Annotated in this window: 10 protein-coding genes; 3 read left to right on the top strand and 7 right to left on the bottom strand. The window is 72.4% G+C overall.

Translation table 11 applies throughout. The features are described 5' to 3' along the window. Positions 1-81: 81 nt before the first annotated feature. The 5 genes from ACERZO_RS29915 to ACERZO_RS29895 are packed head-to-tail and all read right to left on the bottom strand — an operon-like array spanning position 82 to position 6,904. The gene (locus ACERZO_RS29915; RefSeq protein WP_372668153.1) at positions 82-1,530 is read right to left on the bottom strand and encodes a purine-cytosine permease family protein; all 1,449 of its coding nucleotides are present in this window, start codon (positions 1,528-1,530) and stop codon (positions 82-84) included. Further along, positions 1,527-2,885, bottom strand: a complete 1,359-nt coding sequence (locus ACERZO_RS29910; RefSeq protein ID WP_372668151.1) for an aminobutyraldehyde dehydrogenase — start codon at positions 2,883-2,885, stop codon at positions 1,527-1,529. The genes ACERZO_RS29915 and ACERZO_RS29910 overlap by 4 nt, the downstream gene beginning before the upstream one ends. After that, a complete protein-coding gene (locus ACERZO_RS29905) occupies positions 2,882-4,525 on the bottom strand; it encodes a thiamine pyrophosphate-binding protein (protein WP_372668149.1) in 1,644 nt (547 codons plus the stop codon). The genes ACERZO_RS29910 and ACERZO_RS29905 overlap by 4 nt, the downstream gene beginning before the upstream one ends. Next, positions 4,522-5,466: an agmatinase gene (gene speB, locus ACERZO_RS29900; protein WP_372668147.1), complete on the bottom strand. Its 945-nt coding sequence runs from the start codon at positions 5,464-5,466 to the stop codon at positions 4,522-4,524. Before speB ends, ACERZO_RS29905 begins: the two co-directional genes overlap by 4 nt. Then, complete coding sequence (locus ACERZO_RS29895) at positions 5,459-6,904, bottom strand: sodium:solute symporter (RefSeq protein WP_372668145.1); 1,446 nt, start codon at positions 6,902-6,904, stop codon at positions 5,459-5,461. Before ACERZO_RS29895 ends, speB begins: the two co-directional genes overlap by 8 nt. Before the next feature lie 97 nt (positions 6,905-7,001). Between ACERZO_RS29895 and ACERZO_RS29890 the strand changes: the two genes are divergently transcribed. From ACERZO_RS29890 to ACERZO_RS29880, 3 genes are read left to right on the top strand one after another with little or no spacing between them, the layout of a single operon-like run. Then, the gene (locus tag ACERZO_RS29890; protein ID WP_372668143.1) at positions 7,002-8,507 is read left to right on the top strand and encodes a PucR family transcriptional regulator; all 1,506 of its coding nucleotides are present in this window, start codon (positions 7,002-7,004) and stop codon (positions 8,505-8,507) included. Positions 8,508-8,542: 35 nt separating this feature from the next. Next, the gene (locus ACERZO_RS29885) at positions 8,543-9,220 is read left to right on the top strand and encodes a response regulator transcription factor (protein ID WP_372668141.1); all 678 of its coding nucleotides are present in this window, start codon (positions 8,543-8,545) and stop codon (positions 9,218-9,220) included. Next, a complete protein-coding gene (locus ACERZO_RS29880) occupies positions 9,217-10,341 on the top strand; it encodes a sensor histidine kinase (RefSeq protein WP_372668139.1) in 1,125 nt (374 codons plus the stop codon). The genes ACERZO_RS29885 and ACERZO_RS29880 overlap by 4 nt, the downstream gene beginning before the upstream one ends. Before the next feature lie 4 nt (positions 10,342-10,345). On the opposite strand, the gene ACERZO_RS29875 is transcribed toward ACERZO_RS29880, so the two are convergent. Beyond that, the gene (locus ACERZO_RS29875) at positions 10,346-11,407 is read right to left on the bottom strand and encodes an alpha/beta hydrolase (RefSeq protein WP_372668137.1); all 1,062 of its coding nucleotides are present in this window, start codon (positions 11,405-11,407) and stop codon (positions 10,346-10,348) included. After that, complete coding sequence (locus ACERZO_RS29870) at positions 11,401-12,927, bottom strand: twin-arginine translocation signal domain-containing protein (protein ID WP_372668135.1); 1,527 nt, start codon at positions 12,925-12,927, stop codon at positions 11,401-11,403. Before ACERZO_RS29870 ends, ACERZO_RS29875 begins: the two co-directional genes overlap by 7 nt. Positions 12,928-12,953: the final 26 nt, after the last annotated feature.

The following is a 12,953-nucleotide window of genomic DNA, read 5'->3' as shown; positions in this document are numbered from 1 at the left end:
TCTCGGGTGCCGAAATTGTCGGTGCCCACCGGTAGAGTGGAAAACGGGGGGCGCCCCCGCGGGGTTCGGGTGTGGCGGTGGTCAGGCCTCGGCGGGGAGTGCGGCGGTGACCGGCACCGGAGCCGAGGCGAAGACCTCCGGCGGTTCCGGGAACAGCTTCACTAGCACCGGATAAGCCACCGCCGCGGTCGCCAAAGTCACCAGCAGGCTGATGTCCACGCCACCCGCCACGTCCCGCAACGGTCCCGCGATCATCGGCGTGTTCGCGCACAACAACCCCAAAGTCGTCGCCGGGATCCACGCCGCCATCGCTCGCCAGTTCACCCCTCGGGCGAACCAATACCGGCCACCGCGGCGCCCTTCGTTGAACACCTGCAGGTCGTCGACGTCGTAGAAACCCCGGCGCTGGACGAAGCCGATCATCATGATCACCATCCAGGGCGACGTGCACAGCACGATCAGCGTCGCGAACGCGTTGATGCTCGACACCATGTCCAGCACGAAATTGCCCACGAAGATGAACGCCACGCTCAGTGTCCCGATCAGCAGCGTCGCCTGCACCCGGGACAGCCTCGGGAAGATCGAACTGAAGTCCAGCCCCGTCCCGTACAGCGATGTCGTGCCCGTCGACAGGCCGCCGATCAGCGCCACCACGATCAGCGGGATCGCGTACCACAGCGGGGAAATCGCCGTCAGGCCCGTGATGTAGTCGGCCGGGTCCGCCACCAGCGTTGCCGTCGCTATGCCGAAACCGAACGGCAGCAACGTCGCCACCTGGGCCAGGAACGGCGCCGCCAGGAGAGAGCGCTTGCTGAACGAAGAAGGGATGTACCGCGCCCAGTCGCCGAGGAACGCGCCGAACGAAATCGGGTTCGCCAACGCCGTCAGCGCCGCCAAGGTGAACGTCGGCCAGAACGTGCCCAGTGCGTACGTTCCCGTTCCCCCGTAACCCGGGTCGAACGTGCCGCCGTAGGCCAGGATTCCCAGCAGCATGATCGCCGTGCCCAGGACCACCGCCACCCGGTTCACCAGCAGCATGAACCGGTAGCCGTAGATGCAGACCACCAGCGTCGCGATCGCGATCACGCCGTACGCGACGCCGCGCAGCACCGCGCCGCCGTCGAAGCCGAACAGCCGCTGCGCCGCGCCGGCCACCGCGTCGCCGCTCACCCACACCGAGATCGCGAAGAACGTGATCGCCGTCAGCAACGACAGGAACGAGCCGACGCACCGGCCGACCACGCCGAAGTGCGCGCCCGACGACACCGCGTTGTTCGTTCGCGTCCGCGGACCGAACAACGCCATCGGCGCCAGGACCAGGCCGCCGACGACCACGCCGAGCGCCGTCGCCAGTGCCGCGTCGCGGAAGCTCAGGCCGTACGCGATCGGCAACGTGCCCAGGATGATCGTGGCGAACGTGTTCGCGCCGCCGAACGCCATCCGGAACAGGTCGCGCGGCCTCGACGTCTGCTCGTCCGGCGGGATCGGGGCGATGCCGTGCTGTTCGACCTCGGTGATCTTGTCGCTCATGCGAACCTCGTCATGACGTGCTTGACGCGCGTGTACTCGGCGAACGCGTACGCCGAAAGGTCCTTGCCGTGGCCGGAGTGGCCGAACCCGCCGTGCGGCATCTCGGCGACCAGCGGCCCGTGCGTGTTGACCCACACGCACCCGAAGTCCAGCTCGGCCGACACCCGCGCGGCGACGCCGAGGTCGCGGGTCCACACCGACGACACCAGTCCATACGGGACACCGTTGGCCAGTGCGACACCGGCGGCTTCGTCCGAAAAGGACTGGACCGTGATGACCGGCCCGAAGATCTCCTCCTGGACGATCTCGTCGTCCTGGCGCACGCCCGAGATCACCGTGGGGGAGAAGTAGAACCCCTGCGACCCGAACCGCGTACCGCCGGTCTCGATCCGCGCGTGCGACGGCAGCCGCGATATGAGGCCCTCGACGCGGGAGAACTGCGCAGCGCTGTTCAAGGGCCCGAAGTCGACGCCCGGTGTCTGTGCTGAAGCGGCCTTCGCGAGCGAAGCGACGAAGTCGTCGTGGATCGACGCGTGCACCAGCACCCGGCTGCCCGCGGTGCAGTCCTGACCCGCGTTGTAGAACGCGGCGCCCACGATGCCCTCCGTGGCCGAAGCCACATCGGCGTCCGGGAAGACCAGCAGCGGCGCGTTGCCGCCCAGCTCCAGGTGCGTGCGCTTGAGGTCGGCCGCCGCGACGGTGGCGACGTCGATGCCCGCCCGGGTCGACCCGGTGATCGAGACGAGCGCGGTGATCGGGTGCTTGACCAGCGCCCGGCCCGTGTCGCGGTCGCCGGTCAGCACGGTGAACGCGCCCGTCGGCAGGAACTCCGCGGCGACGCGAGCCAGCAGCACGGCCGTCGACGGCGTCGTCTCGGCCGGCTTGAGCACCACCGTGTTGCCCGCGGCCAGCGCCGGCGCGATCTTCCAGACCGCCATCATCAGCGGGTAGTTCCACGGCGCGATCTGCGCGCAGACGCCGACCGGCTCGCGGCGGATCACCGACGTGTGGCCCGGCGCGTATTCGCCGGCCGCGGTGCCTTCCAGGTGCCGCGCGGCGCCGGCGAAGAACCGCAGCGCGCTCACGCACTCCGGGATCTCTTCTTCCAGCACCACCGACCGGATCTTGCCGGTCTCGCGCACCTCGAGGTCGGCGAACTCCGACGCCCGTGCCTCGAGCGCGTCGGCGATCTTCAGCAGGGCGAGCTGCCGCTGGGCCGGGGTGCTGCGACGCCACGTCGCAAACGCTTGCGCGGCCGCTTCGAGGGCATTGTCCACATCGGACTGCGAGGCGACGGCGCTGGTGCCGACCACCTCGCCGGTCGCCGGGTCGGTCAGGTCGAGCGTGCGGGTCATGCCTGCTCCAGGTGGGTCGGCGCGAACAGCTTCAGCAACGCGGGGAGGACGACGACGGACGGGCCCGGCGTGCGCAGCGCTTCGGCGAGGTCCGCGCCCACGGTGTCCAAAGAGGAGAGACGGGCGGGGACGCCGAAGGACGAAGCCAGCGCCACGAAATCGGGGCGGGCCAGCTCGGTGGCCGTCGTCTGGCCGAACGCGTCCGTGAGGTACTCGCGCAGCACGCCGTAGCCGCCGTCGTCGACGATCAGCCACGTGACGTCGAGGTTGTGCTGCACCGCCGTCGCCAGTTCGGCGATGCCGTACATCGCGCCGCCGTCACCCGACACGGCGAGCGCCGGGCCGCCTGCGGCCGCGCCGCCGAGCGCGCCCGGCAGGCCGTAGCCCAGCCCGCCCGCGCCCTGCGCCGTGTGGATCGGCGCGCCCTCGGGGTTCCACGCCGACCAGGCCCAGTACGCGGCGATCGTCATGTCCCAGAACGTCTGCGTCCCCTCGGGCAGTGCCGCGCGGATGTCGTCGATCAGCTTCCGTTCGGTGGCCAGGTCCTGGCCGGCCAACCGCGACTCCACGCGCGCGAGCAGTCCGGAGACCGCTTTCTCGGCGCGGCCGTCGGACGACCGCATCGGCACCCACTCCAGCAGTGCCTGCAGCGTGCGGCGGACATCGGCGTGGATGCCGAGGCCGGGGTAGTTCGACTCCAGCTTGCCGAGATCGGCTTCGACCTGGATCACCCGGCCACGCGGCGCGAACTCGCGGTAGTTGCTGGACAGCTCGCCCAGCCCCGAGCCGAGCACGAGCAGGACGTCCGCGGAAGCGAGGAACTCCGTGGTGTGCCAGTCCTCCAGCCACGACCGGCCGGACAGTTCGTGGTCCCAGCCGAAGACGCCCTTGCCGCCGAACGTCGAGATCACCGGCGCGCGCAACGCCTCGGCCAGCGCCTTCAGCTCGGCCGAAGCGCCGGACCGCAAAGCACCGCCGCCGGCGAGGATCACCGGATTCGCCGCCGCACCCAGCAGCTCCGCGGCGGCGGTGACCAGTTCCGGAAGGGGCTCCAGCGGAGGAGGAGCGGCCGACACCGACGTGATCGGCGGGACCCCGGCCGGGCCGAGCAGCACGTCCTGGGGGATCTCGACCCACACCGGGCCGTACGGCGCGGTCGCCGCCGACGTCCACGCCTCGCGCAACGCCGACGGGATCTGGCTCGCCCGCCGCACGACGTGCACCGACTTCACGACGTCACGGAAGCTGGCCTGCTGGTCGGGCAGCTCGTGCAGGTAGCCGTGCCGCCCGCCGCCGAGCCCGGCGACCGGGATCTGGCTCGAGATGCCGAGCACCGGCACCGACGCCGCCCGGGATTCCTGCAGCGAAGCCAACGTCAGCAACGCACCCGGGCCCGTCGAAACGATCAGCGGCGTCACCGGCACCGGCCCGTCGGGGTTCGCCGCGAGCCGCGCGCGAGCGTGCCCGTCGGCGGCGAAGGCGAGGTTGTTTTCGACGCGGCCGCTGATCACGCGCAGGTCGTCGGCGCGCCGCAGCGCCTCGAACAGGCCCAGGGCGTGCTGGCCGGGCAGGCCGAACACCGTGTCGGCGCCCAGCGCCCGCAGCGTTTCGACGACGACGTCGCCGCCGATCCGGGTCATTCGCCCTTCCCCAAGGTCAGCAGGCTCACCAGGTCGTAGGCGACGTGCGAGGCCGCGATGGCGGTGATCTCGGCGTGGTCGTAGGCCGGGGCCAGCTCGACGACGTCCGCGCCGACCAGGTTGAGGTCGCGCAGCCCGCGCAGGATCTCCAGGAGCTCGCGGCTGGTCATCCCGCCCGCTTCCGGCGTGCCGGTGCCGGGCGCGTGGGCCGGGTCGAGGACGTCGATGTCGACCGAGACGTACAGCGGCCGGTCGCCGATCCGCTGGCGCAGCGCGTCGACGGTCTCGGCGACGCCGCGGCGCAGCACGTCGCCGGAAGTGACGATGCCGAAGCCCAGCCGGCGGTCCTCTTCGAGGTCGCGCTTGCCGTACAGCGGGCCGCGGGTGCCGACGTGCGACAGCGCGCTCGTGTCGAGGATCCCTTCCTCGGACGCCCGCCGGAACGGGGTGCCGTGGGTGTACGGCTCGCCGAAGTAGGTGTCCCAGGTGTCCAGGTGCGCGTCGAAGTGCAGCAGGGCAACGGGTCCGTGCTTCTTGGCCGCGGCGCGCAGCAGCGGCAGCGCGATGGTGTGGTCGCCGCCGACGGTCACCAGCCGCGTCCCGTCCGCCTGCAGTGCTTCGGCTTCCTGCTGCAGCGTCTCGATCGCTTCGCCGATGTTGAACGGGTTGACCGCGATGTCGCCCGCGTCGACGACCTGCTTTTCGGCGAACGGCGAGACGTCCAGCTCCGGGTGGTACGGCCGCAGCAGCCGGCTCGCTTCGCGGACGGCCGCCGGGCCGAAGCGCGCGCCGGGCCGGTAGGACACCCCGGAGTCGAAGGGCACCCCGACGACGGCGACGTCGGCGCGCTCGACCTGGTCGATCCGCGGCAGCCGCGCGAAGGTCGCGAAGCCGGCGAACCGGGGGACGCGCGACGAGTCGAGGGGTCCGATGTTAGGCACTGGTGGGCTCCTGTTCCCGGTTCTCGATGGGGGTTTCCTGGCCGCTCAGGCGGCGGGTCCAGACGGAGAGGATGGTTTCGGACGTGCGGGGCGTGGCGAGGCTGACCGCGAGGTAGACGACCAGGCTCGCGCCGAGGCCCCAGTAGATCGGGGTGTTGGCGTCCACGCCGTCGATGATCATGAACGCGATCACCGAGAGCGTGCCGGCCACCATCGACGCGTACGCGCCCTGCCGCGTGCCGCGCTTCCAGAACAGCGCGCCGACGATCGCGACGAGCAGGCCGCCGACCAGGATGTCGTAGGCGATGGTGAGCGCGTTGACGACGTCGTCGACGACCATCGCGATGCCGATGGCCAGCAGGCCGAGCACCAGCGTGGCGATCCGGTTGCGGCTGACTTCGCCGCCCTTCCTCAGGCCCAGCTTGGTGAGCAGGTCCGACGTCGTGGTGGTGGAGCAGGCGATCAGCGCGCCGCTCGCCGTCGACATCATCGCCGACAGCGCGGCGGCCAGGACCAGGCCGCGGACGCCGGTCGGCAGCAGCCGCTCGACGATCGTCGCGAACGCGTCCTGCGCGCTGGCGATGTCCGGGTACAGCGCGTGGGCCGCGGTGCCGATCAAGGCGCCGGCGAGGCCGTAGACCAGGCAGTAGACGCCGGAGGTGATGCCGCCGGACGTCGCGATCGCCGGCGTGCGGGCGGTGAACACGCGCTGCCAGATGTCCTGGCCGATGAGCAGGCCGAAGGTGTAGATGACGAAGTAGGTGATGATCGTGTCGGTGCCGATCGAGGTGAAGCTGAAGAAGCTCGCGTCGAGCTTCTCGCTCATCCCGTCGAAGCCGCCGGCCGAGGTGATCGCGACCGGCAGCAGGATGGCCAGGATGCCGATGGTCTTGATGACGAACTGGGCGATGTCGGTGAGCGTGATCGACCACATGCCGCCGAGCACCGAGTAGAGGACGACGATCGAGCCGCCGACCGCGATCCCGGCCCAGTTCGGCAGGTCGAACAGCACCTTGAAGATGGTCGCGAAGGCCAGCGTCGAGGTGACCGTCAGCATCAGCGTGTAGCCCCACATGACGACGCCGGACACCGCGCTGGTGCGGCCGCCGTAACGCAGGTCGAGCATCTCGCCGACGGTGTAGACCTTCAGCCGGACCAGCCGCCGCGCGAACAGCGCGTGCAGCACCAGGATGCCGACGCCGATGCTGACCACCAGCCACATGCCGGAGATGCCGTAGGTGTAGCCGAGCTTGACGCCGCCGACGGTCGACGCGCCGCCGAGCACGACGGCCGACATCGTGCCGGAGTACATGAACCACCCCAGCCGCCGGCCCGCCACCAGGTAGTCGGACTTCGTCTTCGCGAGCCGGAGGCCGTACCAGCCGACCCCGAGCATGCCCGCGATGTACAGCGCGATCACCGCGTAGTCGCCGGTCACGGTGTCCTCCTCACGTCGTTTCGGGTCACCGTAGGTTCGCCCGCCACCCTCTCGGCATGGGATGATTCATCCCCATGTCGACATCGGTGGGGATGGAATGACCCTGATCACGGATTCGCTGTCCACGGAGGTGAATGTCCCGTTACGGGACGTGGTCGGCAACCGGGAGCTCGCGCTCGACGTCGTCCCCGAAACCCTGCGGCCGGGCGCGCTGGACGCCCCGGTGCGCTGGGCGCACGTGAGCGAGCTGCAGGACCCCGCGCCCTACCTGCTGGGCGGCGAGCTGATCCTCACCGCCGGGGTCAACCTGCCGGAGCAGATCGACCGGTACGTGCGCGGGCTGCGCGACGCCGGCGTGACGGCGCTGGGGTTCGGGCTCACCCCGACGGTGCACGAGACCCTGCCGGAACCCCTGCGCCGGGCGTGCGCACGGCGTGCGCTGCCGCTGCTGGTGGTGCCGTCGCGGACACCGTTCCTGGCGGTGAACCGCGCGGTCTCGGTGGCGTTGACCGAGGCCGGCCAGCGGGACCAGCGGCGGATCACGGCGGCGCGCGAGACGCTCACGCGCGCCGCAGGGGGCGGGCTCGGCGAGCTGACGTCGGCGCTGGCGGCGGCGCTGCGGTCCTGGGTCGCGCTGGTCGGCGCCGGCGACGTGCTGGCGGCGGAGCACGACGCGCCCACGCCGTTGCCGCCGCAGGTGCGGGAGCTGATGGCGACCGTGCGGGCGGGCAGCGGGATCCGGAGCGCGACCACCGAGCTCGGCGGCGGGTTCGTCGTCGTCCAGCCGGTGTACCCGCAGGCCACGGCGTCGCACCTGGTGGTCGTCGGCCGGTCCCGGCGGCTCGACGGCGCCGAGCGGGCGATCCTCGCCGTCGGCGCGGCCCTGCTGGGCCTGGTCGGCCGCGCGGGCTCGGACGCGGCCGAGCTGGGCGCGGCGGCCACCGGCCTGCTGCTCGGCCGGGTGTCCCCGGGCGACGCGGCCCGGTCGCTGCTGGGGTCGGAAGTGGTCCGGCTGGTCGCGGGCGCGGCGTTCCGGCGAGGTCCCGACGAGGTGGCCCGACGCCCGGACTGGCTGCGCGCGCGGCTGGACACGCCGTTGGTCTCGGTGCTGCCCGGGCCCGCGTTCGTGGCTGTCGCCGGCTCGGTCCCGCGGCTGGAGGATCTGCGCGCTGCCGGCTGGCTCGCGGCCGTGGGCTCGCCGGTGCCGGCTGCCCGGGTGGCCGCCGCGTCGGCGGAAGTGGAGCTGCTGCTCGCGCGGGCGCTCGCGCTCGGCCGCCCGGTCGTGGCCGGAGGTTCGCCGCTGGATTTCGACGCGCTGCTGGACCCGGGAGCTTCCCGGGGGTTCGCTGCGAAGGCACTGGAGCCATTGCTGGCGCTGGATCGCGCGGGCGACCGATCGCTGGTGCTGACGCTGCGGACGTGGCTGGCCCACCACGGCGCCTGGGAGCCGACGGCCGCGGAGCTGGGGGTGCACCGCAACAGCGTCCGGCATCGGATCGCGCAGGTGGAGAAGGCGTTGGCGGTGGACCTGGCGGACCCCGAGATCCGCATGCGGCTGTGGTTCGCGCTGCGCTGGGCCACACCTGACACACAAAGTCCTTAAAGGGCACTCTCAGGAAAATATGGGATTGTGGGCTCGTGCGAGTTTTGGTAGTCGAGGACGAAGAACCCCTGGCCGACGCGATCGCCCGTGGCCTCCGCCGCGAAGGCATGGCGGTGGACGTCGCGCTCACCGGGGATGATGGGCACGAGAAGGCCGCCGTCACGCGGTATGACGTCGTGTTGCTGGACCGGGATCTGCCCGGGATGTCCGGGGACGAGCTGTGCCGGGAGATCGTCGCCTCCGGGGAGCTCACCCGGGTGCTGATGCTCACCGCGAGCAGCTCGGTGTCCGACCGCGTCGAAGGGCTGTCCCTCGGCGCCGACGACTACCTCGCCAAGCCCTTCGCCTTCCCCGAGCTGGTCGCCCGCGTGCGGGCGCTGGGCCGCCGGGCGACGCCGGCCGCGCCGCCGCTGCTCACCGCCGGGGACGTCGAGCTGGACCCGGCCAAGCGGACCGTGCGGCGCGCGAGCGGGCCGGTCGAACTGACGCGCAAGGAGTTCGGCGTCCTCGAGGTGCTCCTGCAGGCCGCCGGATCCGTGGTCAGCAGCGAGGAACTCCTCGAGCGCGTCTGGGACGAGAACGCCGACCCCTTCACCACGACCGTCCGGGTCACCGTCATGACGCTGCGCAAGAAGCTCGGCGAACCGGGGATCATCGAGACGGTCGTCGGATCGGGGTACCGGGTGCCGGAACCCGGCGCGCAGCGCGCGTGAACCTGCCGGGCACCCGCAGCCTCCGCGCCCGGATCACCCTGCTGGCGACCGTGCTGGTCGCCGCCGTCAGCCTGCTGCTGCTCTGGCTCGCCTGGACGCTGGTGCGGGACTCGCTCGACACCGTGCCGCAGATGCCGCCGGGCAGCACGGTGGTCGTCGACGGCGTCACGGTCGACGCCTCGACGCTCGCCGAGCACCTGCGCGTGCACGCCCGCAACCGGATGCTGCTGTTCGGGTCGATCGCGTTCCTGCTGGTGGTGGCGGCCGCGGCGATCCTCGCCTGGACCTTCACCTCCCGCGTCCTGCTGCCGCTGCGCGAGATCACCGGCACCGCGCGGCGGCTGTCGGTCGAGTCGCTGGGGGAGCGGATCGGCGCGGTGCGCCCGCGCGACGAGCTGGCCGTGCTGGCGGAGACGTTCGACGACATGCTCGACCGGCTCCAGGCCGCCTTCGACGCGCAACGCCACTTCGTCGCCAACGCGAGCCATGAGCTGCGGACGCCGTTGGCGGTGATCCGCACCGAACTCGACGTCACCCTCGCCGACGACGACGCCGACGAAGCCGAGCTGCGCCGGATGGGCGGGGTGGTCCGTGACGCCACCGAACGCGCCGGTCAGCTGGTGAACTCGCTGCTGCTGCTGGCCCGCACCGACGGCGCCGGGCTGGGCGTCCGCGAGCCGGTCGACCTGGCGGTGGTCGTCGACCGCGCCTGGCGCGCGGTCCGGCTCGAAGCCGAAAAACGCGGGATCCGGGCGACGTTCGCGGTGGTGCCGGCACCCGCGTTCGGCGACCCGGCGCTGCTGGAACGGATCGCGGGCAACCTCCTGGAGAACGGCGTCCGCCACAACGTCGAGGGCGGCTGGCTGGAGGTCGTGACGCAGCCGGGGCCGCAGTGGTCGACGCTGCGGGTGCGGTCGTCGGGTGGCCTGGTCGATCCGGCGACGGTGGCCGAGTTGTTCGAGCCGTTCCGCCGGGCCGGGGTGGCGCGGACGGCCCGGTCGGGTGCCGGGCTGGGGCTGTCGATCGTGCGGGCGGCGGTGGCGGCGCACGGCGGAAGCGTGACGGCGGAACCGATCGTGGGCGGCGGCCTCGGGGTGACGGTCCACCTCCCCGTCCGGTAGGTGCTCAGCCGAGGGCGAGACCGGCGCGGAGCACCCCGGCCGCGTGGACCATGGCCGCGCGGGCGTCCGGGTCGATGCCCACCCGGTTCGCGAAGCCGTGCAGCTGGCCCTCGTGCCGGCGGTGCACCAACGGGACTCCGGCGGAAGCCAGCCGGGCGGCGTAGGCCTCGCCTTCGTCGCGAAGCAGGTCGAAACCGCACGTTGCCACGTACGTCGGCGGCAGGCCCTCGAGGGCGTCGTCGTACAGCACCGACGCTCGCGGGTCCGGGTACAGCGCCGGATCCCGCACGTACTGCTCGCGGTACCAAGCCCACTCGTCCCGGTCCAGCCGGAAGCCCGAGCCGAACTGCCGGTGCGACTCCGACGACCCTATCGCGTCCGTCGCCGGGGTCAGCAGCAGGCTGAACGCCGGCCGGGGCAGCTCGCCGCGGGCCGCCGCGTGGGCCACCACCGCCGCCAGGTTGCCGCCGCTGCTGTCGCCGCCCACCGCGAGCCGCGCCGGGTCGATGCCGAACTCCGCCGCGTGCTCGTGGACGAAGGCGAACGCCGCCACGGCATCGGAAGCCGCCGCCGGGAACGGGTGTTCCGGCGCCAGCCGGTAGCCGATCGACACCACCCGCACCCCGGCCTCCTCGGCCAGCAGCCGGCACGCGCCCTCGTGCGTGTCCAGGCTGCCGAGCACGAACCCGCCGCCGTGGAAGTACACGATCGCCGGCCCGGGCGCCGGGAGCCCGGCCGGTTCGTAGCACCGCAGCGGCAGCGGACCGCCGGGTCCGGGCCACGACCGGTCCCGCGTCCGGACGCCCGGGCAGATCCCGGCGCCGGCCAGCGCCCCCGCCAGGTTCAGCTCCGCCCGCGCCCGCGGCAGGCTGCCGTTCTGGTGCGGCGCGTCGAACGGCGCGAACCGCGACACCCGCATCAGCATCCGCGCGGTCGGCACCGGCTGCCGCCCGTCGACGACCACCGGCCGGCCCGCGAGGACGCGCAGCACCGGCGAAGGCAAGCTCAGCAGCCACCGCAACCCGGTCATGATCGACCGGACGAGCAGCACTCTCCCGTTCAGCACACGTCCACGAAAATCGGGTTCGCGTACATCCACAAGTCCTCGAACGGGTTCGCCTGCCCGATCGTGTCCGAAGTGGGCTCACCGTCGCCGTTCGTCCCGCGGACCCGCGCGTAGAACGGCGCGCGCACGTTCCGGAAGGTGTGCCGGAACACCACCTGCCTCCCGGGCGCCCACCGGGGCTCGAACGACTCGACGACCCGGGTGCCCGGCGCCGTCATCGTGTCCGGATCGGCCACCGGACCGGTGACCGGGCCCGCGATGACGTCGAGGCGCGCCAGCCGCGGCACCGAGCCGCCGCCGTTGGGTCGCGACGCCAGCCGGGCCGAGAGCACCAGCGTGACGTCCGAACCCCGTCGCACCCGCAGCCGCCCGCCCAGCGTCACCGCGGCCCCACCGCCGTACGCGCCGACTTCAAGGGACTGGACCAGCCCGCCGTGTCCGCCCCAGACCCGCCCGGCCCGCAGGCCCTCCAGGACGCCTTCGAGGCTTCGCCGCGTGACGCCGACGTACGTGCGGCTGAACTCCCCGGGGTAGAAGTCCGCGTACGGCGCGAGCAGCTGCGGGGAGCCGGTGTCGATGGGGTCGGGGAACTTGCCGTGCGTGTCGTACCAGTCACCCGGCACGTCGGGGCGGACCAGCGTGTCGCCGCGGTTGTAGTGCGAGTCGGAGTTGGTGGTGACCCACCACGGCTTGCCCTCGGCGAGCAGCGAGTCCCACAGGCCGCCGACCTTCGCCGTCGCCCAGTCCCAGCCGCCGTACGTCCGGTACGCCTCGGCCGGGAAGCCCGGCCAGGAGTTCGGGCCGGCGCTGTTGGCGTAGCCGCCGCGCGCGCCGCCGTTCCCGAGCGGCTTCGGGAAGCCGTCGGCCTGCGCGCCGGGCGCACCCTCCATGCCGATCACGATGTCCGGCGCGGCGTCGCGGTAGGCGCGCAGCTCGTGCGGGGCGACGCGGCCGTTGCGCAGCGGGTGGTTGATCAGCACCACGGGCGCGTGGATCCGCCGTGCGCGTTCTTCGTCGGCGAGCCAGCGCAACGCCCGCAGCGCGAGGGCCTCGTTCGCCGGGCTCGACGCCTCGGAGTTCGTCAGCCGCCAGTCGAAGGTCCGCTCGAACTCGCGCAGCTTGGCCGCCTGCTCCGAACCGGCCTGGAAGAACACGGTCGCGTGCTCGGCGCCCGGGACGTTCCACTCCATGCCGTGCCACAGCAGCAGGTCCGGGTACTTCCGCCGGGCGGCGAGGAAGTCGGCCTCGGTCGGCTCGACCGACACCTTCTCGTGCTCGGCGTGCCCGTGGTCGGTGAAGACGATCCAGTCGGCGCCGTGCGCCCGTCCGCCGCGGGCGATCTGGTCGATCCGGTACATCGCGTCGTAGGAGTACTGGCTGTGCGTGTGGTGGTCGCCCACCAGCCACTGGTAGCGGCCGCACACCCGGCTCACGTCGACGTCGGGAGCGGAGAGGGGGATTCCCGCGGCGGCGGCCGCGAGCCCGGCGCCCTTGAGGAACCGGCGTCTGTCGGTGGTCACGCGCGGACGTTAAGCCGCCGGGGTGA

The organism is Amycolatopsis kentuckyensis (genome assembly GCF_041679295.1).
GTDB classification, from domain to species: domain Bacteria; phylum Actinomycetota; class Actinomycetes; order Mycobacteriales; family Pseudonocardiaceae; genus Amycolatopsis; species Amycolatopsis kentuckyensis_A.
The sequence above is the reverse complement of the archived record's forward strand: the minus strand, read 5'-3'. Positions and strand labels throughout refer to the sequence as shown.

Bases quoted from the DNA above. Each gene is read 5' to 3' on its own strand.
- ACERZO_RS29915 (WP_372668153.1), bottom strand. From the start codon at position 1,530: ATGAGCGACAAGATCACCGAGGTCGAACAGCACGGCATCGCCCCGATC.
- ACERZO_RS29910 (WP_372668151.1), bottom strand. From the start codon at position 2,885: ATGACCCGCACGCTCGACCTGACCGACCCGGCGACCGGCGAGGTGGTC.
- ACERZO_RS29905 (WP_372668149.1), bottom strand. From the start codon at position 4,525: ATGACCCGGATCGGCGGCGACGTCGTCGTCGAAACGCTGCGGGCGCTG.
- ACERZO_RS29890 (WP_372668143.1), top strand. From the start codon at position 7,002: ATGACCCTGATCACGGATTCGCTGTCCACGGAGGTGAATGTCCCGTTA.